Consider the following 22,386-nt stretch of genomic DNA (forward strand, 5'->3'; position numbering starts at 1 on the left):
GGGCGCAGGGGGCGCAGGGGAGGAAGAATCTCATACTCATATTGGTTCTCACTCATTGAATAATTTAATTTCTGGAAGTCCCTAACAATAGTGCCTAGTGCTAACTGTTGAATGCTAATAACAAAAGGCTAAATTAGCTGTATGCTCCATCTTTGGTGCAATTCCTAAATGTTTATTTACTATCCCTATTACCTGATCTCTAGCTACGGGTTTGTTAATAAAATCTGTAGCACCAAATACCTTAGAACGAACTCGATCAAAAGTTCCATCACTTCCTGTCAAAATAACTATTGGTGTGTGAGCAAAAATTGAACTTCTGCGTAGGTTTCTACACAATTCATAACCATTAACAACTGGCATGATCAAATCCAAGAAAATAAAATCTGGTTGATTTTGAATTAAAAGAGGTAGAGCTTTCACTGGCTCTTCAATGGGGAGAAACCTCATGCCATTAGCAGTAATAATTTTCCCAAGCATTTGGCAGATTTGAGGACTATCATCCACACAAGCTATCAGAGGAGCATTCGATGTATGGTTTTTTTGTTTAGTTGTGTAGTTATTTTTGATATTTTTAACTGGTAGGGGTAAGTCTGGTACTTCCACTAATGCAGTGATGCCTTGATGAATATAAGGAAGTAATGAACGGGTAATAGATAAGACACTTTGTTTCATTTTTACAGCTAAATCCCACAAAGTATGTTTACCATTAATTAGTGTCTCCAAATTTTTATAAACACCTGGACTTACTTGCTTTCTTAGTTCTTCTGGTTTTACTAGCATTGGTGCTAAGTCAGGAGAAAAGCTAGACAAACCAGCTTTTGACCAATTATTCCAAAACTCTTGCATTTGTTTAAAAAACATATTTGTCGTGGTGGAATTCATTGGTGCTTGTAAGATGATGTCTTGGTTACGTTCACAAATTAAGGAGCTAGAATTTACATTTTGAGCTAAATCAAATAATATTTCTGATATGGTATCTTCAGCAATTGCCTTAATTTGTAAGGGCTTGATTTTCTGGCTTTGACATAAATTTTCTAGGAAGAGATAATCCCAATAATCTACTGATGTATTTTCTAAATTTAAATGTAGTTGATCAATATCAAGATAGGGGCAGTTTTTAACTAGATTTCTCCGCAATCTTCGTGATGGATGAGTACCTCCAGTTGCCCATACTAGTTGTCCAAGACAATAATAAAAAGTCCATGTTTTTCCATTTTCACTTTTAATTTTTAACTGACCGTTGTATTGCAATTGCGTGCAGATTTTTAGCTCTTGCAAGGGATGGTTAGATTTCATAGAGTTTAAGTTACTCATGTCTCGATTAAAAAGTTAATTTGGTATATTCAGGGTAATTAAGGTAACAACTAGCTATGGACAGTTAATGAATATTACACAACTCTAGCGATTACTGCAATACCCTCATAGTTCTAATTTAGACAAACATTGTGCAGAAGTTGTGGAATAATACTTAAAATATTTGGAACTTCAGGATTTTAGCGAAATCTATACAAAACAAGGGTTGGGGGAATTTCATATTAAAAAGTATGCTATTGCTGTCTAAGCAGATATAAATGTGAGAAATAGATTTAGGTCTAGGTAAGCACTGATAGCAGGAGTCAGGAGTCAGGAGTCAGGAGTCAGGAGTAAAATCCTCTTGTAGTGGGAGTTTCATGAATGGCTTACGCCAAGCTGCGCTAACAATTGATGTCCTTACTACCCTGTCCACAGCTATATTAACGTCAGGTAGGAAGCAAAAGGCAGAAAGCAGAGTTTTTTCAGTTTTAATTTTTAGGTTTTAATTTTTTTCCTCTACACTCTTGTTTGTTGAGAAAAAGAGAATTCCCCTAAGAATAATAGTATACTTTTTTCGGTGCTTGTATTACTTATGTAAATTTATCATTGGTGACACTTTCATGTTAAATCCTGTAGCAACAATCAGCATCTTTCAAAAACAACCAGATCCTCAAGCATTTCTAGCCGGTGCAACCATCTTTGAAGAAGGACAGTCTGGTAATGTTATGTATGGCATCCTGGAAGGAGAAGTAGAGATATTAGTTAATGACAAATCAGTAGAAACAATATCAGCAGGAGAAGTCTTTGGAGCAGGTGTACTCGTGGGAATCAAAAATAGAACCTATACAGCAATCGCCAAAACCAACTGCAAACTGGCTTTTATTGATGAATATAGTTTTATCTTTGCTATTCAAGAAACACCTATGTTTGCTATCCAAGTTATGAAAAGTTACTCAGAACGTCTAAGTCGTGTTGAACATAGCATCTAAGAATGAATAATTGATAATTGATAATTGACAATTATTGAATATTGAATTTGGTTTAATTATAGCTGTAGACAAGGCGCTTAGGACATTAACCAAACATAAAACTCAGACACTCAAAGGCTTTTACCACTGTCACCTGTCACCTGTCACCTGCTATAAAACCTCTATCCATTGGTGAGCATCCCGATGAAAGCCAAAATAAACGCAGCAATACTAAAAACTCTCTTAAGCCCTCTTAACTTTGTGTCCTTTGCGTTCTTTGCGGTTGATTCATATCCAACTTTGGATCAATTGCCAGATGTCAAAAAAATCGACTTACACATTTGGGATGCCCCCTATTCATTGTTAATGGTCAATTGTTGAATTATCATCTGTTGATGTCAACGGGAGCAAATCAAAAATGATTACACTTAACCAGTTTTTAAAGTTGGTGGGTATAGCCTCAACGGGAGGTCAAGCCAAACTGATGATTATTGATGGCGATGTCAAAGTAAATGGCATAGTTGAAACTAGACGTGGACGTAAATTAGCACCAACTGATACAGTAACTGTAATAGATAAAACTTTTAATGTTGGCGACTTTTAAAAAATACAGGAGTCAGAATCAGCCAGATGTGAATTTTTACATCTCAATGAAGTATTTCACCTCTAGTTTGTCTACTGACTCCTGTATTTTAAATTCCCAGTCTTTGATAAACCTGATCTAAATGTTTGAGATGGTGCTGTGGATCAAAACAAGCATCTATTTCTGTGGCTGACAATTTTTCAGTAACACGGGGATCTTTGCTAATCAAATCACGGAAATTACCTTCTGGTTTGTTCCAAGCGGTATGGGCGCTTTGTTGGACGATGGCATAAGCTTCTTCTCGCTTGAGTCCTTTATCTATTAAAGCTAATAGCACTCTTTGACTAAAAACTACACCACCATAGCAGTTCAAATTCCGTTCCATGTTCTGAGGATAAACCAGCAGATTTGTCACCAAGTCTGTGATTTCATGCAGCATAAAGTGAGTTAAAATGCAAGCATCTGGTAAAACCACCCGTTCTACGGAACTGTGAGAAATATCTCTCTCGTGCCATAAAGCCACATTTTCCAACACCGCACCTGCATGACTTCTCACCAGTCGCGCCATCCCCGTCAGTCGTTCGGAACGGATGGGGTTGCGTTTGTGCGGCATGGCACTAGAGCCTTTTTGACCTTTGGAAAAATATTCTTCAACTTCCAAAACGTCGGTTTTTTGGAGATTACGAATTTCTACCGCGAAGCGTTCAATAGAGGCTGCAACTAGGGCTAATTGCTGCACATAGTCGGCGTGAATATCACGAGAAATAACCTGAGTCGAGGCGGTATCGGGTTTTAGACCCAGTTTTTGACAGGCGATCGCTTCTACACGGGGTTCAATATTGGCATAGGTTCCCACTGCACCAGATATTTTACCGACAGCTATGGTTTTTTTCAGAATTTGTAGGCGTTCTTGGTGTCGCAGAACTTCCGCTAACCACCCAGCCAACTTGAAACCAAAGGTCATTGGTTCAGCGTGAATACCATGCGATCGCCCAATCATCACAGTATAACGGTGTTCTTTTGCCTTGTGGCGAATTGCCTGAATTAAATCTTCTAGACGTTGCAACAACAAATCCAGACTAGCAAGCAATTGCAGTGCTAAAGCCGTGTCTAGCACATCAGAACTAGTTAAACCCAGGTGAATATAACGCCCCGCATCACCTACGTATTCATTCACATTGGTCAGAAACGCGATCATATCATGGCGAACTTCAGCCTCAATTTCTAGCACCCGTTTGGGGTCAAAATTCGCCTTAGCTTTAATCTCTGCAACCGCCTCTGATGGAATATAACCTAGTTCTGCTTGCGCTTCGCAAACGGCAATTTCTACTTGCAGCCAGGTTTTTAGTTTATAAGCTTCGCTCCACAGATTGCCCATTTCGGGCAAAGTATAACGCTCAATCACATTCGGGCATATAACACAACTGTCATATTTTACATTTTAATTAGGGCATAAAAATCCTATTTGATTCATAAAAATGAAGAGTGTGGTGTGGGGTGTAAGAAAGCCATCAACTCAATTCCACTAAGTAAATATATCCAGATACATAAATTAAAGTCATTTTGGCTGATTTTAGCTTCAATCCTTAACTTAGATTTAAAGACTAGATGATAATATTTTATACACCAGTTCACTGTCAATAAAAATTTTGCTTAAGAAGGCAGAAGGGAATCCCTATAAATCAATTTAAGGGATTTGGTAAGGAAGCAGTATTTCTCGCGCTATGCGCCTTGAAATATATATTTCCGTCTTTATTCATAAATGAATTTAGGAGGTTAAAATCCTCTTAGCCGAGGGAGGATTTTTTTCTTAACCCTTCTGCCTCCTGCCTCCTGCCTTCTGCCTTTCTTTGGTCATCAAAAGATTCATCAGTCAATTGTGGGAATACTAAATTTGGCAATCATGCCATAATTGTCGGGGTTAGTGGCAAAAAAAGAAGAGGAAAAGGCTCAGAAAAAACCTGCACCCTTTACCCTTTAACCTTTGCTCACACAAACTTACTAATTCCAGGTTCAAAACAAGCGTGCAGTATTGGGCAATAATGAGGATTTTTGTCACCTTCCCTATTATATTGAACATTAAGGAATATCAAAATGCTGGCTATGCATAGCATGAAAAGTGCTGATGAGTTGAACCTAAAACTAGATTCAACTTTGCAGGAACTACCAGTTTGGACTGTTCAACTCGAGTTAAATCAGCCAGGAAATGAATTATCCAAGCTCTTTGATCAAGAGCCTCTGTTACCAGGAATTATCTTGACCAGAAACCAACAATGTGTAGGCATGATTTCTCGACGGCTGTTTTTTGAACAAATGAGTCGTCCCTATGGTTTGGGGCTATTTGCTGGTCGTCCTGTGGAATATCTTTATAATTTTCTCCTACCAGAAATTCTTCTTTTATCTGAGAATACTCCCATTGTGGATGCCACTCAAATTGCATTGGGGCGATCGCCTCAACTTGTTTATGAACCGATTGTGATTACAGATGAATCTTGTCAATATGGATTACTCGATTTTCATCAGTTACTTTTAGCTTATTCTCAAATTCATGTTTTAACACTTAATCGACTGCAAAAAGAAAAAGAACGCGCTCGTATTGCACGAGCAGACTTTCGAGACCTGCAACACAACTATACTCGATTACTGCAAAATGAAAAAATGATTGCTTTGGGACAACTTGTAGCGGGTATTGCCCACGAAATTAATAATCCCATGAATTTTATATATGGCAATCTCAACTATGCCGCTGAATATGTACAAGACTTACTATATCTGCTGGAATGCTATCAGCAAGAACACAGTTACCCTGATGTAGTATTACAAGCCAAAAAAAAGGGTATTGAAATTGACTTTATTGTAGAAGATTTGCCAAAATTGTTATCTTCAATGAAAGTTGGTGCTACCAGAATTAATGAAATTGTCTTATCTCTACGGAATTTTTCTAGATTAGATCAAGCAGAAATTAAATCGGTTGATATTCATGAAGGTATAGAAAATACATTAATAATTCTCCAACATAATTTAAAAGCTAAACCTGACCGCCCAGAAATTAAGATTATTAAAGATTATGGCAATCTACCCTTGGTAGAGTGTTATGCTGGGCAACTTAATCAGGTATTTATGAATATTATAGCTAATGCTATTGATGCTCTTTCTGAAAGTTATCAATTATCTATTTGCCGTGATCATTTAAAGCACCATAGCCAACAAGAATTGATCATTACTATTCGTAGTGAAGTAACTGATGACAATCAAGCCATAATTACTATTGCTGATAATGGTCCGGGAATTCCAGAAAGTATACAAAAAAGATTATTTGATCCCTTTTTTACAACTAAACCTGTGGGTAAAGGAACGGGCTTAGGATTATCCATTAGCCATCAAATTGTAGTCGAAAAACATGGTGGTCAACTTTATTGTTTATCTCATCTAGGTCAAGGGTCTAAATTCATCATCAAAATTCCTATTTTTGCCGATAAAAAATAATTTAAATCATCTTTTTGTAATTTTGAATAAATAAACCTCTTATAGGAATCATATTTGATTCTTGAAAAACACTCCGTACACTTCCCCTGTTCCCTGTTAAGAGTTCCCTGTTCCCTCTCTACACAGATAATTTCAAAAATCAAATACCAGTCCTATAGAATTGGTAAGTATTCAGCAGTCAGGAGTCAGTAGTCAGAATAATTTTCCTATCTCATTTCCATAAGCATGAGAATATATTGCTATCATCAGACTAGAATACCAAACCATGTTTGATTCTGACTCCTGGCTTCTGCTAAGTTCTCCATTTACTGCTCTTGTTGTTGCAGTTCATAAACAGCAGAGTTAGCAAATTCATTCAGTTGAAAAAGTGATAGTAAATTATTCCAGTCCTGCTGATTAGCTGCGCGGTTCTGAGCAAGTACGCTAACAGTGTCATACCAAATGTTATTTTCTGCATAAGGGATGTACTGCTGTTGATTTGCTGTTTGCTTAATTTTTTCTACTAATTCAGGACTCGCTGCTACTCTTTCAATCCAACCATTCACACTAATATTTGTGTTCAGTCCCTGCTCATTGACACAAGTAATTCTCAAGTACCATTGATATTTTTTGCCAATCGATAATGGTTTTTCGGTAGAAGGAATACTAATGCTAGCAATGCCTTTTTTGTCTGGTAAAGACAACTGCAAAGGCTTTGACAAAACAGGCTTTTTCTGTTCATCTAATAATCTAAATGTGGCTGGTGGTGAATCGGGAGTGCGACCGAAGGGTAAATAAAACCATAACTGGGGATAATCCTGAGTAGTTGAGCCACCATCGTTATTGGGAACTAAGGCCATGAGGCTTTTGTTATCGATTTGGGAGCATTGCGATCGCGTCGCTCCTCCTCGTGAACGTCCAGAAGCATTTCCCTCGGCTCTGGAAGTATTAAACATCTCGCCAATACGCTGAAAAACATTCTGTGCTTGGGCTTTGTCAACAAAAATCGGCGATAAAACATTAAAACAAAAGACGGTTGTCAAAGTACCGATAAAAACAGCAGACCTCTGAATCGATAATTGTGGATGGAGCATTTTGTCATTACCTCTTTGCTGATTTGTTGATTTAACTTTTACGGAGTCTGTCGGTTAAGTATATTACAGTTACTCCAGTGACCATTAATGCCAAAAATGTCGGAATGAAAGGTATCCAACCGCTTTGGCTCACCATAATTACAGAACATATAATGTATAAACTTCCAGCAGAACCTCCTACAGCTATACCTGTATGAAGATGGCGGTTAAATCGCCAACAGACAAGACCACCTACCAAAGCCCAACCAAACATCCAGATTGTTTCATAACCAAAAGGCCACCACCAGATGAGCGAGCGATTATCTAAACTCGCACTCAATATCTGACTGATCATTTGCCCATGCAGGGTGACTCCAGCAACATCACCATAGGGTGTACTCCAGTAATCAGCTTGTCGGTTTTGCCTGTCAGTAAAGCCAATCAAGATAATGCGATTTTTAATTTGTTCCGCCGCAACTTTATTTTCCAAAACCTCCAAAATACCGACTCTAGGGGCGAAATTATTGGGGTCGCCGCTAAAGGTACGATATTTGAGCATCGTTTGATAACCTCGAAGCTGATTATCCATGTTTTGGTAGCCACCTCCCAGTCCCAGTAGTTGAGGAATCACGGTTTTACCAAACTGCATAGGCTGGTCATATTGTTTGGTTTGGGGATTGAGAGGAGAGGTGAAAGATTGACCTTGAGCTTCTAGGTAGCGACGAGCAATTACTAAACTTAAAGCTTCCCTTGTCTGACAATATTTCTCGTCTGGCTTTTGCATCAAGTATTGTCGGCGCACATAACGACCACCTTTAGCGTCATCATCAACTAAGTCAGCAAAGCCAACTTGCTCTAGTGGGAGTTCTGGCGCTGGTTTAAAGCCAATAATTTTTTCACCCCGGCTATTTTCATAACTGTTTTTACAGACCGAAATGAAGTTTTTCGTTTGCTGCAAACGTTGTTTGAGGCTACCCTCAGCCGGAAAATCACGGACAAAATCCAGCCCAATCATACTCGGTTGATGTTGGGAAAGATTTTTGAGTAAATCATCTAAAGCTGCATCAGGGATTGAACCTCTACCACCCGGATATTTGCCACTTTCGTTAAACTTCTCCAAACTTTCTGGATCAACATCGACCATTAAAAATCGTTCGTCCTTTGGTTCATCGGGGCGTAAGGACATCATCTGGTCATAAGCTGCTAGTTCTAGAGGCTGGGTGAAGCCAAGAAACCTAGCAATAAACGTTAGTGTTGACACAGCCACACTAGTCAGCAGCACAGTGCGGAGCTTGATTTTGCGATAGGGGAGAGCGCGACTGGCGGCAAGATATTCTAGTTGTAAATTGGTGGGGGTTGGTTGTTTGTCAACAGACTGCTTCAACCATTCTTCAGAGGCGACTAAATCTTTACCCCGGAGCAAAAAACTATCGTCACGTTTAGCATCATCCCATTCTTTGGCTTTGAGGAAAAGGCGAGTATGCGATCGCACGTAATCTGGATCTGCATCTAATGTTCTGGTTAATTCCCCAAATTTTGTTAAAAAGTCTGCACCATGCTGGCAAAAATCAATCCACTGCACCTTAGCCAATTCTGGGAAAAGCTCCCCAGTATTAATTGTCCGATACAAAGCCGTGACAATTCGCTTATTCAAATTCAATGCATAGTCTACCTGAGCCTTGGATTCGGGTGAATTGATAGAATCTGGCGAAATAATAAATAAGAAGTTATTAGCACTTTCTATGCCTTTATAAATCTCTTGCTCAAAGTCAGTACCAGCGGCAACACTTTCCTGGTCAAACCAAGTAGTTTTGTTTTGAATTTGTAAAGTATCGTTCAGCTTGCGAGCAAAATCAGAATCAGCGCGAGAGTAGGAAATAAATACATCTAGTGCTACCAGAGGTGGTTGCTTGAGGCTTTCGGTAATGAACTCTACTTGCAGAGGTACGGGTGGATTTTGGGTTTTTTGTTCAGCTATTTTTAACCAAGCTTCTGCCTGTCGAAGATTATAACCCCGCAACAGAATACTAGAATTGCGTTTTTGTTTTTCCCACTTCAGAGCTTTTACTAATAAGATTTTATGCTGTTCGTAGTAACCTGCATCTTGAGACAGCACATTAATTAGATTATCAGTATCTGCTGACTCTTTTCCCTCCTCTTCTTGGTCTGTAAAGTCGATGAACTGCAAAGTACGTAGTTCTATAGGAATCTGCTCTAGGTCTACTGGTTCAATTAATAAAGGAATGATCCGTTTTTTCAGAGCAAAAGCATGAGACAATTCCATTTGACAGTATTCTGATTGCAAAGAGGCAGCCGATATCAGAAATACCAAATTGTCTGCTTCTTCAATGCCTCGGTAAATTGACTCGACAAAATCCGCGCCAGTTTGAATATCTGTTTTGTTTGTCCAAACCGTGAAGCTTTCTCGCATCAGGATTTTGGCAATTTTTTCCATAAATGCTCTCTCTTTTTCTGAGTAAGAGAGAAACACCTGAGTCATCAGGTTGTTAGCATTTTTTGTACTCTGACAGATAAAAGCACAGTGTAAATCACTTGGTTCTGATGGTGGTTGCTCATGTTTAAACCGAATTTTTAACCAGTTTTCAGCCTGTAACCGCTCATCACCAATTAACAGGTATTGTGAGTTTTGTTGCTGTCGCTCCCACTCCAAGGCTTTGGCTAAAAAGTAGGTGTGTTGATGCACATAATCTTGATGGCGGGAAAATAGCTCTAGTAGTCCCGCAAAGGATTTTTCAAAGTCATCTATACCTTCACGAAAATATACCCAGTTAATTTTGCCAATAGCTGGGTGCATATTGGGGAAACTGGAGTGTAAACCCTTGGCTTTATATTCTTCCCACTCACTAGGGTCCTTTCCCGGATTGCGTTCCTGCCAAGTTTCCTGGGTAATTTGCTCTACGTGCAGCAAGGGAATAATGCGTTTATTACGACGGAGTGCTAAGTTTATTTCTTTACCACAATAGGGTGAGTTAATTGAGTGAGGCGCAATGATAAACAGAAAATTGTCAGCTTTCTCAATGCCATCATCTATTTGATTTTGAAAGTCAACACCTAAAGGGATATCATTTTGGTCAAACCAAATATCCAACCCTGCTTCTACAAGTCGCTGATACAACTTGGTGGCAAAGTTTTTGCTATCTGCTCTCCCGTAAGAGATAAAGGCATTTTTAAAACTGTTCATATCTTATACAAAGGTATTAATACTCGTTTTTATACATGGGTTATTGGTTTGTTGAAAGATCGCTTGTATCACTGTTGTGATGCAAATATAGTAATCATACTAGAAAACACATAACAATACTATAAATTGAATACAAAATATTTAGAAATTGATAGGGAGCATCCCAATTTTGAACAAATGAACGCAGCAACACTAAAAAAACCTCTCACAATCTCTTACCTTTGTGTACTTTGCGCCCTTTGCGGTTCAATCATATCAAGCCTTGGAGCATTTTCTTTACCTAGATAAAAATAAATTTACACATTTGGGATGCTCCCAATTGATATCAAAGCCAACTACCGACTAAAACATAGGGGGCCCAATAACGAGGGTGGTCATATTTGGGGTTTTTGAGTAGGAATTGCTGTGCTAAACGCAGGGCTTCGGCTCGGCTGATGTTGGGTTGTCCTAAATGTTGATAAAATTCTTTCATGAAGGGAACGCTGGCTTCATCGTCTAGATCCCACAAACTGGCGATCGCACTACTAGCCCCTGCTTGGACAATAGTTCCCGCAATACCCAGAACTGCTTGGTCGTTACCTGTAGCCGTCTGACAAGCACTGAGAATAAGTAAGTCTATTTTTTGCTTGCGGTTTTGTGCTTGGCTACTAAACAATTGATCAAAATCATCTATCTTCAACTTGCCATCTGCTGTCACCACAAAAGTATTTTCTCGATTTTCACCAAATAGACCGTGGGTGGCTAAATGTACTACTTCAAAATTAGAACTATTTAGCTTTTGGTTAAAGTTTTTCGTGGTAAATTCTTGGTCAGCAATCCAATTCACTGCTACTCCCGTATTCTTGATTTCCTTCACTTCCACTGAAACATTTGCTAATCGAGAAAAGCCGGAAACTTCTTGATTTTGTGGTGGTTCAGTCAAGCTGGCGGCTAAAACTTTCATAGTTTCTCTGCGTAAAGGCTTTGGTTCACGTACTTGTAACCCCAAAGCTAAGGAAACAGAATATTTTTCTACTAAATACTTCTGACCATCATAGAGACTAGCCATCGGAATTTTTCTTAAAGGTCCATCCAAAACAAAAATCAAATTCTTGATGTTGCTCTTTTTTAGCTCTTTTTCTATTGGTTGAATCAGCCAGTTATAGACTTGTTGACCATCCTCTTGCACTTCTTCATAAGTCCCCTCTTGTTGCAGATTTTCATATAGTCGCCAGACAACATCCTGAATTTTCTCTTGAGGCGAGGTAGAATAATGGCTAAGTTCTTGATTAGGTCGTTTGAGAATCACTTCTAAATGGTCATTTAAAATGATTGCATAGATAACTGCCGATGTTTGGTCTTGAGAATCAATCACCTTGTCAAGTTCTAATTGAGAATCTTGGCAAGCTTGCTGCAAAAAGTTTTGCAATTTCGCCACTTGCAGGGCTTCAATGACACTACGAGCTTGTTTTAGATGCTTTTGACTGGGTGTTGATGATTGCAGTAACAAATCTACTAAACGGCGATATACCGGTTCTACCGTTTCCCGAAAAGAAAACTGCACATTTTTATTGGTAGCAATCAAATCGCTACGAATATTTTGTAGAGTATTAAATGCTTGGGTATAGGCAGCGATCGCTTCTGTAATATCTCCCGGTTGTTCACAATGGGGTTTACCTTGACAGAGAATACGTCCTAATTGCCAGTACCAACGATAGGCAATATCTGGCGCTTGAATTGACTGGGATAAATCTAGTGCCTGTTTAGTTAAATCTTGGGCTATAGACCATTGTTGAGATAATTCATATAGGTGTCCCAAATTACCTAAAACAAAAGACTCTGAGCGTACATCTTGCAATTGTTGGGCTTGCTGACGTGCCACAGCTAAAATTTTACCAATTGTTTCTGGGTTGGGTTCAGGGAATTTTTGCCTCATTTCTAGCAGGCGTTGAGCCAAATTTACTTGAGCGTAAATAGTAGAACGTCCCAGCGGCAAGTTAGCAATTTGACTTTGAATTTCGGGATATAATGCTTGAGCGGCTGCCCATTGTTCCAACTCAATTAATAGGCGTAAACGGTTAAGTTGGGCGGGAATTTTGGTAGTTGCAGTATTTGATGAAACTGCTGCTTTCTCGTAATAAGTTAGAGCAGTCTTTTTTTGTTCTTTGTTGCTACCGGGAATATAAGCGAGATTACCTAAACTCAGGTAAGTTGTAGCAATGGTTTCTGGTGATTGCAGTTTTTGGGCAATTTCCAGACTTTGTTGTAAATGTTTTTGTGCCTCCTGGGTATCACCAGCCAGCGCCAGTGCTTCACCTAAATTGCGAAAACTAGCCGCTTTAGCTAGAGAGTCTGGTTGTTGTTGTATATCCGTTGTTAAATTTTGCAGTAGAGAAATTTCTCGCCGATAGAGTCCTAAAGTCTGCAATGCTTGTGCTTGGTTAATTTGAGCGAGGATAGCCCTATTGCTATCTTTTAATTGTTGGTAGAGTGATGCGGCTGTTTCCCAAGCTGACAAAGCGACTTGGGCTTTACCCTTGGCTAGTTCCAGATTACCTTTAACATCCCAAACTTGCGCCCAAACTGCCAGATGTTTTGGTGAATTGGGTATTTTTTGTAAGATAGCGATCGCTTCCTCAATTGCCTTAGTTGCTTCATCAATGCGCCCTAATTGGTGCAAGTTAAGAGCCAAATTACTTAGAATCACCGCCTTTTCTACTGGCTCATCATTTGTTTGATAAGCTTGTTGTAATAACTTGACGGCTTGAGCAAATCGCCCTGTCAGATAAAGATTTTTAGCTGCTTGTTCTGGAGAGGAAGAAGCAACCACTGATGTAGTAAAACCTTGGCTTCCCACATCACCAGCCACCACAGGCGCAACCAAGATACATAGTAAAGTAGTTAGACAAGCCAAAAGTCCATACCAGAATTTTTGACGTTGTTTCCACCCCAATTTTTTCACTCTTACCATTAATCCTCGAACTAAAAAGGTGTATAGCTCAAAGAGAAATACAAACCGTTTTCTTGCCATGTTTTATCACCCTGAGAATCAACTGATGTAAGCGGAATACCCCAATCTAAACGCGCAGTGAAATTATTACTCTGTCGCCACAACAAGCCCATTCCCGTACCGATTAAAGTGTTAGGATCGGGATTTGAACCGCCATTATTCCAGCCTGTACCTATATCGACAAAAGGCGTGAGTTGCAAGACTCCTTGAGCAACTCGCGCAATTGGTAAGCGAATTTCTGCTTTTGCTTGCACACCATTATCTGTTAACAATTGATCCTGACGGTATCCGCGCACCGTTGTTTGTCCACCGATACCAATTTGTTCGAGTCCTAACAGGTTTCTATCGGATAACTGCATATCAGCTTGTAGCAGCACTAAGGTATCGGGTGCTAGTTGGCGCAACCATTGGGTTTGTCCTCGCCAGATAAAAAAGCGGCTATCAGGTTCATCTTCATTGATTGTCGCGCCTAACACACCCAAGCCGAAACTGAATTGCGATCGCGCTGCTATGACTTGTTGACTACTGCGTTGAGTCCATTCTTGAAAAAATCTGATAGCTGAAACCTTTGTTCTGCCTTGGTTATCAGCACCAACCGCTAGAGGAAACGCCCCGATGTTGTCAAAACCTAAAAATGTTTGACTTGTCTGATGACTGGCGGTAATTCCTATAGTAAAGTCTTGGGTGGGTGTTTGTCGTAGGGGTTGACGGTAGGTTAACTCGTAGTATTGGGACTGGGAATTGATATCCAAAGAGTTAAAAGGACGCTCTATTACATCACTATTAGTATTACCATAGCTAAAAGTCAGTTTACCGTTACGCGCATTCACTGGTAGGCTATAGCTCACATCAAAGCCATCACTACCATCAGTATTAGTGTAACCAACACTTAAACCATCTCCTAGCCCTAAGAAATTGGCTTCGTTCAAATTAATGCGGCGGCGAAAACTTCCCACACTCGGACTGCGTTGGTTATCTAAGACTAGTTGAGTGCTAAAAGTATCAGCTTCAGTAACTTTAACTTCTAATATATTAGTACCCGGACGAATGCCGGCTTGTAAATCTGTAGATATGCTTTTAATTAAAGGATCTAGTTGTAATAGTTGCAGTCCTGCGAGTAGGCGATCGCGCGATAGTGGTTTACCAGCAGCAATTGTCAGGCGATCGCGTATATAGTTGGGGTTGAGGCGGCGCGTACCTGTAACATTGATCTTTTCTAAACTTCCTTCTACCGCCTGCAATACCACTACCCCGCCTTTCACAGTTTGGGGGGGAATAATTACTCCAGAAGTCACATAGCCTCTATCTATATATAACTTCGTCAGTTCTGATCGGAGTTGGAGTAAATCATTAAAGGTAATTGGGCGTTTGAGATAAGCATCTGTCACCTTTGCCAGTTCTTGATTGCTAAAAACTGTGTTTCCTACAAACTCAAACCGTTCTACAACCAACGTTTCCGCTAATGTCTGCGGATTCACATCTGGTTGAGTTGGTGACTGGGGTGTAGTAGGTAACAGTTGTTCTGGAGGTGGTAGTTCTGGGAGAGGTTGTGGTTGGGGTAATGGTTGTATGGAAGGCGGTTTTACCTCTGTGAGAACCTCTTTAGCCGCCAAGGGTTGTGGATAAAAGCCGAGAATTAACCCTGTCACCACGAAGGATATATAAACCTGAGTTGAATAGTCTGGATATAAATTAGGCGAAACCTGCCAGTATTTCATTGTCTTAAATTCCCTTGCACCAAATCACACACCTGAGTAGATAGACCCGATTGTAGCCCAGTAGCCGTTGTCGGTTGAGCAGTGAAAACAATATCTCCATTTGCACTGCGTACCATACCCACCGCTTCTACTAAGGTATCGGAATTATTTGCTGATAATTGTTTTAAATTCCTCTCAGGCATATTTACAGAATTATTACCGCTACTTCCAGTATTATTTACTACCCATTCCGGTAAAATAGCCCCAGGCTTGAGAGTCTCATCAGGACTGGGAGGTAGTCCCCCACGTCCAGTAATTACAAATTCACTTTTTCCTTTAGCAACGTTACTGTTGCTACCGCAGCTTTGAGCAATTAATCTAGAGGTATCTACTAGATTTGTTGGCAATTGCAATAGTCCCTGAGTAGGGTCAATACTGAGAGTATTCAGCGATACTTGTCCATTTTGACCCACATCGGAACTGGCGCTGATGTCGCTAGTGCCATTGTTTTCAATCGCTTTCAGTTGTGCTGAACTCAAATTTGCCTGGTTTTGAAATCCGAGAATGCGGTTGGCGTTAATCTCTATTTTGCCACCATTACCTCCAAAGGCATTAGCAATAATATCGCTATTTTCCGAAGGTACTGCTATAACAAATCCATCCTTGGCATTAATCGTAATGCTACCACCATTACCTGGATTAGTTGTTGAACCTGCGGTAGCAGTAATTTTGCTTTGGCGACGAAGTAGCAAATTCTCTGTTTTAATAGCAATGCTGCCACCATCTCCTTGACCTTCATTTTGAGCTTCTATTTTTCCTTGATCAGTAACAGTCAATAAGTTAGTGTTGATATTAATATTTCCACCTTTACCTGTTCCTGTATTTCTGACACTACTGGCAATAAAACCCTTTCGTTCTAGTAACACTGAGTCGGTAGCATTAATCGTGACATTACCAGCATTACCTTTGCCTCGATTGCTCACAGAGATGAAAGCATCATCTGTGATAGAAACAGTACGACTGTTCAGTTCAATATTTCCACTATTATTATCCACGTTATCTCTAGCAAGGCTGACAATTCCTCCTTGATTCTTTAACTCAACTTGTTGCGCTGTGACTGTGATATCGCCTGCATCACCTTTTCCATAGGTATCTGCCGACAAACGACCCCGATCAGTCATTATTAGCTTATTTGTCTCGATTCTAATGTTTCCTTTGCCATTAGAGGAAAGCAATTCACCTTTTTCGCGAATTTGAGTGAAAATACCAGTCTGTTTCTCATCTGTGTCCTTTAGTGTCAAATCGCCCTGGAGGAATATATTATCCGCCTCAATCGAAATAGTGCCAACTTGATTTCCTTTGCCAGTAAGACTGGAGTTAATCTGAGCGCGATTAGTTAGAGACAAGCTGCCTGTGAAGATATTAATATAGCCAAAAACTCCCTGACTAAATATCTTGCTGCCATTGAGAATATATACTTCGTCACTAGCATTAATTTTGATATATCCTGCAAATCCTGAACCAGTATTACTAGTATTGATTTCCGAGTTCTGATTCAGAGACAAGCTATCTGTGAATATATTAATATAGCCATCATTTCCCTCACTAGATATCTTGCTGCCATTGAGAATAGATATTTGGTCATTAGCGTTAATTATGATATATCCTGCTTTTTCTGAACCAGTATTACTAGTATTGATTTCCGAGTTCTGATTCAGAGACAAGCTATCTGTGAATATATTAATATAGCCATCATTTCCCTCACTAGACATCTTGCTGCCGTTGAGAATAGATACTTCGTCACTAGCATTAATTAGTATAGCTCCTGCGAATTGTAAGCTGTTACTAGCATTGCCAGAAGCATTACTATCAGTATTTATTTCCGAGTTCTCAATCACAATGCTTTCAGGTTTACTGACTTCATCGTAACTGCCAATTGAAATAAATCCTCCTGAGCCTTGACTAATTATGTTGCTATTGGTAATGGCAATTTTGCCACTAGTATTAATCTGGATTGTCCCAGAAAAATTTGAAGTATTCTTAGCGGAAGATTCTATTTTTGTATTTTCAGAAATAGAGATATCGTCTAAAGCTTGAATCAATATATTTCCAGCACTTCCCTCAGTAGATGTAGATGTAGATGTAGATATAATATCCACATATCCGTTACTGTTGAAGGGAATATTGTCATCATTCCCCTCAGTAGATGTAGATATAACATCCGCATTATTGTTTTTTATTTTTATATTAATATTTCCGTTATGACTTTTGATGGAAATATTACCACCATTGCCATTGGGAGATTGAGATATAATATCCGCGTTTATATCAATATCTCCGTTACGACTGTTGAGGTAAATATCGCCACCGTTGCCTTCCAAACTACCATTTACATTAGATAACAAATCACCTTTAATCAAGATATTTTGATTTGCAAACAGCTTAATACTACCGCCTGTTCTGTTGTATTTTACATAGTCATTAATAGTAGTATCAATTCCTCCATTAGTTGTAATAGCACCCCTCGAATCAACAACGACATCGCCAAAAGTGCTAATCAATCCAGTTGTAATATCACCCGCTAATCCATTGGGATGATACTGATTAGTAATCAGTATCTTTCCACTGTTAGATTGATAACCTGAAATATTATAAATTCCACCTTGAATGTTAATATTTGCATTTGTTGGAGTATTGGTTGTAGTTGGATTTTGCGGATAGAATCCAATAGGGAAATTGGGTGTAAAGTTTGGCGTGTCAATATAATTAGCATCTACCCCTGCTCTAATGTCTAACGTTGGTGTTTCACTACCATCAATATCTATTTTTGTTTTTCCATCCGATAGGGTGACGGTTTCTGTAAGAGAATTGTCTGTGTCGTCTGCGCCAGTAATGTTAACGTAACCGTCAATATTGACACTCCCACCCGCCAGAATGTGCAAAGATACTCCTGTGTAGCTATCAAAACTCACATCCCCAGTAGCGCGAATTACTGGATCATCAGGACTAAACAGATTACCTAAATCGCCGTTCAAATTTTCTATCCTAAAATTACCCCCAGCCCAAAAATGTGCATCACCGCCAATGGTATTTTGAGACTTTAATACCATATTCCCAGCAGAGTAAAAGCCACTATCTGGGTGATTTAAGGCATAAATATCTACTTTCTGATTACCTTGCGCCAGCAAATTTCCACCGGCAGCTGCAATGAAAGCCTTACTTGCGCTATCTCTAACTTTTAAACTGTCCTGCGCTTGTAATTTTAAATTCCCACCAGCTTGCAGCGTTCCCTGTAAATCCAAATTTCCTGCATTCAGTGTCAAATCCTTTCCCGTTACCAAGTCTCCTTCATTGGTAATACTTGCGGTTGGCTGTGAACCAAACTGCACACCCACAGGTACACTCATAGTTAACAGTGGCGGTGCTTGGGGATTAGTAGCACTAAATTCACTACCATCAGGAAATACAAAACTGTTAGCTGTGGTAGCCAAGAATGAACCTTGAATATCTAACTGGGCATTTGGCCCGAAAATAATTCCCTTGGGATTGAGCAAAAATAAATTAGCTGCACCATTTACGCCCAAAGTCCCAAAAATCTCAGAACGGTTACTGCCCGTAACTCGACTCAAAATATTATCAACACCTGTAGGGTTGGCAAAATAAACCCTCTGCCCATTGTTGACATTAAATTCTAAAAAACTGTGATATAAGTTACTGCCTCTTTGGATACCACCTTCAATTAAGTCAGCCTGATTTCCTTTAATGTTGACATCGGTGATTACACGGGAGTTTTGATTTCCTAATGTCGTGTCAGCTGTGATTTGCGCTAGGCAAGGATGGCTGCCCAATATTGATACTACAGCAATGGGGATGATAGTTTTCTTTGCTACGAACAATCCAGGCTTGCCGTAAGCAAAGTTCCTACTATTATTCACGATGGGTTCAAGGTTATTTGACTGTAAAATTACGCATTATGTATGCTTAATATAAACACTACGCTGCAATTTGTCAACAATTTACATAGTAATTTTCTTGGATTAATGTATAGTTTTTGTAGTATGTCTAAAATTAATACTGTTCGGTTAATGAGATTTACGTATTGGCAATCCCCTATTATCCCCCTTAAAAAGCAGGGCGGTTTCATTTCCGAAAACAGGTAAAATAGAAAGTGTTGAGAGGTGAACTAAGCCTATAATTGGAAGTAGTTTAACGAATTTTGAATAGATATACTTATACTCTGAAAAATTGGTTATTCTTAGTATGCAAATGAGTTTCAAGTTTATTGCATATTGACATCAAACAGGAACTTAATACGGTAAATACTTAAATTTTTGCAAGCTCTACTTTGAATAAATGGTCAATTTTTTCAACCTAACTTTAAACCCCAAGCGAGCAGCAGTAGCAGTTACGGTGTCTGAAGCCACCGAATTACCCCAGGCACTAGTGCAATTAGGGCTAAGTAATTCCCGTCCTGTCTTAGTGATAGTAGGAGGCGCTAGTCAGATTAGTGAAGCGGACTACTTACGTATCCAAAGGATGTTCGTAGAAGTTTTAGCGCCAATAGCTCAACGCTTGAATGCCTATGTGGTGGATGGTGGTACTGATGCGGGAGTGATGCAATTGATGGGTAAAGCCCATAGCCAAATCAATGCTGACTTTCCTCTAATTGGTGTAGCTCCTATCGCCAAGGTAATTTTACCTGAGCAAACGACAATCTTGAGTGAGGATGCTACACCTTTAGAAGCACATCATACTCATTTTGTCCTAGTTCCTGGCAGTAATTGGGGTGATGAATCTCCTTGGATAGTACAGGTAGCGAGTATTTTGGCGAATGGCGCACCCTCGATTACAGTCCTCATTAATGGTGGGGAGATTACTTTTCTTGATGCTTTAAATAGCGTCAGTGCTGGGCGGTTAGTGATGGTGATTGCTGGTAGTGGGAGAACCGCAGACAAGTTAGCTTCTGCTTTGCATGGGAATGCTACTGATGAACGAGCCAAACAATTAGCAGCTTCAGGCTGTTTACAAACTATTGACTTAGAAGCAGCACAAGAAGATTTGATTAATACAATTACAAACTTACTGTTGACTTAGATCACCTGTTTAAATTTGGAATTTTGAATCTTCAATCCAAAATCCAAAATTTAAAATCTAAAATTCGGTCCCCGAACCTTTGCATAGGAGCGATCGCAACACATTATTTGGGTCTTCAGGAGAACATCAACTTGCAGGGAACTGTGCCAGGAGGTCTTTGCCATCAATAATGGTACTGGTAAAGACAAACTGACGGTTAGCTTGGTAGCGTGGATCTGATTTCACAATTGTCATGAACTCCCGATGTCCTTGTCTTGTCCTACCTACTTGACAACCCGCACTCCATCTGCCCACATCGGATTTAGGGTTATCACCTCCCCAATGTTGGTTAATGCCAAACATACCTGAGTCAATGGTGTCACCTGCATCGCGCGTACCTGACCGATTTGCATCACGATGAACTGTTACCGAACCACCAGTTTGTATCAGAGCTTCATGTCCACCACCTGGTGTGTGAATTCCTACCTGCCATGCTTTGTATTGACCGAAGGCAATAATCGCCGCACCTTTGGGGTTCATGGGTTTGAAGGTATAGTATTTACCTGGGTTGGTTGTGGCTTCCCAACAGCCAATCATTTTAGGCTTGCCGTCTTTAAACTCAATCACGATGCGGAGGTCGTTCCAGACATTGAGGGCGTTGTCATTGAGCGTTCCGTCCGGGTTCATGCCTTCGATGTAGATAATATTCTTGTATCCAGGTTCTTTGTCAATTCTGTAGCCCTTCTTCTCGCAATAGGCAACGATTTTCTCTTCTAGAGTTTTAGGCTTGGCCGTGACTGTTGCGATTTTGCAGCCGTCAATTTGGATATGTCCACTATAGATAAACCAAATGCGCCGATTCAGAACTGGAGTCTTGAGCATAACTCGGAGATGGTGAGAGTCTGCGATCGCCACCTCGGTAATTTCTAACTGTTCCCCTGCTTTGAAAGGGGCTTTTTCCGATGCTTCGAGCTTGTTGGAGGGTAATGAGCAACTTTTAAACACTGTGTCTGAAGTCACTTTGAGGTTAAACTGCCCCTGCTCGGTCTGGTCATCCTTGAGTCCTATCGCTCGCAGAAAGTACAAAATTGCCGCACAACCAGCTACAGAATCAATCGTCTTGGTGTGATTGGTCCCAGCCCAAACAAAGGGCGTAATTCCCTCGCTATTTTTGCCCTGGAAGTCGTTGCACGCATCAAAGGCAAGTAACCGGGCTGAGATCCTGGCTGGTATCTGTTCACCCTGAATCTTCCTTAATTTTTGTGTGATTTGATCGAAGAATTGCGTAGCATCCTGAAAATCCGCCCTAGCGTGTAAGATTCCTGCCCAATACCAGGGTAGGTTAGGATAGTACCACTCGATTTTCTCGTAAAAGCCGCGATCATAATACAGCTTCTCCGCAATTTTTTCTAACTCTGGCAAAAGATTTGATTGCACCTTGCAGCTTTGCCATCGTTCTGCATATTTTTCTTCAATAGCTACAGTATTAACCATATTATGATATCTATTAACTGTTCATAGATAAGTAAGGAACGGCAAAATTTTTCTATACTCAAAGCGGCTGGGAGCTTTACTTTTCAATAATCATCAAAACCTTGAACAAGCCCCACTTACATCCGCTTTTAAAAAGTCCAGCTATGAGTCGTCTGAAGTATAGCTTGCTGTGTTCAAGCTCCAGTTTGGATTTATTAGCTGTGGATTGCTCCTGTTGTCAGGCTGGGTTTCGTGATATCTAATGTCTTGATTTTTAACCTGTTCTATGTGTTGGCAGAGGCTGTATATGATTACGGGGTCGCGGATGATTTCAGTCAGAATGCGGGCTTCATTAAAGTCTCTAGCATCGCTTCTTAAATCACGCAACACCAAATCTAGTAGCTCAGGACTCATTTCTATTTCCAAAGAAATGCTAATCGCTACATCTTGCCCTATTTTGTCTACGTTGATTGAATACTTTTTACTGTTACGAATCATAGTTTTACCCTGCGATGATGGCCTTTATTGTCTGTTGATTGCAGCAAATTAATTGAGTTTTAAAGCTTGTTT

13 protein-coding genes are annotated in these 22,386 nt (G+C 39.9%); 4 read left to right on the plus strand and 9 right to left on the minus strand.

Annotated features, from left to right (window positions below):
• Positions 1 to 114 precede the first annotated feature (114 nt).
• The gene (locus tag A0J48_RS19205; protein ID WP_234301026.1) at positions 115 to 1,296 is read right to left on the minus strand and encodes a response regulator; all 1,182 of its coding nucleotides are present in this window, start codon (positions 1,294 to 1,296) and stop codon (positions 115 to 117) included.
• Between the two features lie 617 nt (positions 1,297 to 1,913).
• Here A0J48_RS19205 and A0J48_RS19210 point away from each other — a divergent pair.
• Both A0J48_RS19210 and A0J48_RS19215 read left to right on the plus strand, forming a co-directional pair.
• Positions 1,914 to 2,282 (plus strand): cyclic nucleotide-binding domain-containing protein, encoded by a 369-nt coding sequence (locus A0J48_RS19210; RefSeq protein WP_200325883.1) that lies wholly within the window; start codon positions 1,914 to 1,916, stop codon positions 2,280 to 2,282.
• A gap of 397 nt (positions 2,283 to 2,679) precedes the next feature.
• A complete protein-coding gene (locus tag A0J48_RS19215) occupies positions 2,680 to 2,865 on the plus strand; it encodes an RNA-binding S4 domain-containing protein (protein WP_200325885.1) in 186 nt (61 codons plus the stop codon).
• 88 nt (positions 2,866 to 2,953) lie between these two features.
• On the opposite strand, the gene purB is transcribed toward A0J48_RS19215, so the two are convergent.
• A complete protein-coding gene (purB, locus tag A0J48_RS19220) occupies positions 2,954 to 4,249 on the minus strand; it encodes an adenylosuccinate lyase (protein WP_200325887.1) in 1,296 nt (431 codons plus the stop codon).
• Between the two features lie 689 nt (positions 4,250 to 4,938).
• On the opposite strand from purB, the gene A0J48_RS19225 reads away from it, so the two are divergent.
• A complete protein-coding gene (locus A0J48_RS19225) occupies positions 4,939 to 6,330 on the plus strand; it encodes a sensor histidine kinase (protein WP_200325889.1) in 1,392 nt (463 codons plus the stop codon).
• Between the two features lie 305 nt (positions 6,331 to 6,635).
• Here the strand turns inward: A0J48_RS19225 and A0J48_RS19230 are convergent, their stop codons facing one another.
• The 5 genes from A0J48_RS19230 to A0J48_RS19250 form a co-directional block, all read right to left on the minus strand.
• Complete coding sequence (locus tag A0J48_RS19230) at positions 6,636 to 7,403, minus strand: DUF928 domain-containing protein (RefSeq protein WP_200325891.1); 768 nt, start codon at positions 7,401 to 7,403, stop codon at positions 6,636 to 6,638.
• Between the two features lie 31 nt (positions 7,404 to 7,434).
• Positions 7,435 to 10,584, minus strand: a complete 3,150-nt coding sequence (locus A0J48_RS19235; RefSeq protein ID WP_200325893.1) for a TIR domain-containing protein — start codon at positions 10,582 to 10,584, stop codon at positions 7,435 to 7,437.
• Between the two features lie 325 nt (positions 10,585 to 10,909).
• The gene (locus A0J48_RS19240) at positions 10,910 to 13,594 is read right to left on the minus strand and encodes a CHAT domain-containing protein (RefSeq protein ID WP_234301027.1); all 2,685 of its coding nucleotides are present in this window, start codon (positions 13,592 to 13,594) and stop codon (positions 10,910 to 10,912) included.
• Positions 13,546 to 15,291 carry a ShlB/FhaC/HecB family hemolysin secretion/activation protein gene (locus A0J48_RS19245; RefSeq protein WP_200325895.1) on the minus strand — a complete coding sequence of 582 codons (1,746 nt, stop codon included), beginning with the start codon at positions 15,289 to 15,291 and terminating at the stop codon, positions 13,546 to 13,548. Before A0J48_RS19245 ends, A0J48_RS19240 begins: the two co-directional genes overlap by 49 nt.
• Positions 15,288 to 19,205, minus strand: coding sequence for a two-partner secretion domain-containing protein (locus tag A0J48_RS19250; protein ID WP_200325897.1), 3,918 nt, complete (start codon positions 19,203 to 19,205; stop codon positions 15,288 to 15,290). Before A0J48_RS19250 ends, A0J48_RS19245 begins: the two co-directional genes overlap by 4 nt.
• A 418-nt stretch (positions 19,206 to 19,623) precedes the next feature.
• Here A0J48_RS19250 and A0J48_RS19255 point away from each other — a divergent pair, with 418 nt between their 5' ends.
• Positions 19,624 to 20,364: a hypothetical protein gene (locus A0J48_RS19255; protein ID WP_200325900.1), complete on the plus strand. Its 741-nt coding sequence runs from the start codon at positions 19,624 to 19,626 to the stop codon at positions 20,362 to 20,364.
• Positions 20,365 to 20,490: 126 nt separating this feature from the next.
• Here the strand turns inward: A0J48_RS19255 and A0J48_RS19260 are convergent, their stop codons facing one another.
• Together A0J48_RS19260 and A0J48_RS19265 are read right to left on the minus strand one after the other, a co-directional pair.
• Complete coding sequence (locus A0J48_RS19260) at positions 20,491 to 21,363, minus strand: hypothetical protein (RefSeq protein WP_200325902.1); 873 nt, start codon at positions 21,361 to 21,363, stop codon at positions 20,491 to 20,493.
• Positions 21,364 to 21,978: 615 nt separating this feature from the next.
• The gene (locus tag A0J48_RS19265; RefSeq protein WP_200325904.1) at positions 21,979 to 22,314 is read right to left on the minus strand and encodes a hypothetical protein; all 336 of its coding nucleotides are present in this window, start codon (positions 22,312 to 22,314) and stop codon (positions 21,979 to 21,981) included.
• Between the last annotated feature and the right edge of the window lie 72 nt (positions 22,315 to 22,386).

Source organism: Sphaerospermopsis aphanizomenoides BCCUSP55, assembly GCF_001586785.1.
GTDB classification, from domain to species: Bacteria; Cyanobacteriota; Cyanobacteriia; order Cyanobacteriales; family Nostocaceae; genus Sphaerospermopsis_A; species Sphaerospermopsis_A aphanizomenoides_A.

What these genes read in the sequence shown, in the direction of transcription:
- A0J48_RS19205 (WP_234301026.1), bottom strand. Translation starts at nt 1,296, where the DNA reads ATGAAATCTAACCATCCCTTGCAAGAGCTAAAAATCTGCACGCAATTG.
- A0J48_RS19210 (WP_200325883.1), top strand. Translation starts at nt 1,914, where the DNA reads ATGTTAAATCCTGTAGCAACAATCAGCATCTTTCAAAAACAACCAGAT.
- A0J48_RS19215 (WP_200325885.1), top strand. Translation starts at nt 2,680, where the DNA reads ATGATTACACTTAACCAGTTTTTAAAGTTGGTGGGTATAGCCTCAACG.
- A0J48_RS19225 (WP_200325889.1), top strand. Translation starts at nt 4,939, where the DNA reads ATGCTGGCTATGCATAGCATGAAAAGTGCTGATGAGTTGAACCTAAAA.
- A0J48_RS19230 (WP_200325891.1), bottom strand. Translation starts at nt 7,403, where the DNA reads ATGCTCCATCCACAATTATCGATTCAGAGGTCTGCTGTTTTTATCGGT.
- A0J48_RS19235 (WP_200325893.1), bottom strand. Translation starts at nt 10,584, where the DNA reads ATGAACAGTTTTAAAAATGCCTTTATCTCTTACGGGAGAGCAGATAGC.
- A0J48_RS19240 (WP_234301027.1), bottom strand. Translation starts at nt 13,594, where the DNA reads ATGGCAAGAAAACGGTTTGTATTTCTCTTTGAGCTATACACCTTTTTA.
- A0J48_RS19245 (WP_200325895.1), bottom strand. Translation starts at nt 15,291, where the DNA reads ATGAAATACTGGCAGGTTTCGCCTAATTTATATCCAGACTATTCAACT.
- A0J48_RS19255 (WP_200325900.1), top strand. Translation starts at nt 19,624, where the DNA reads ATGGTCAATTTTTTCAACCTAACTTTAAACCCCAAGCGAGCAGCAGTA.
- A0J48_RS19265 (WP_200325904.1), bottom strand. Translation starts at nt 22,314, where the DNA reads ATGATTCGTAACAGTAAAAAGTATTCAATCAACGTAGACAAAATAGGG.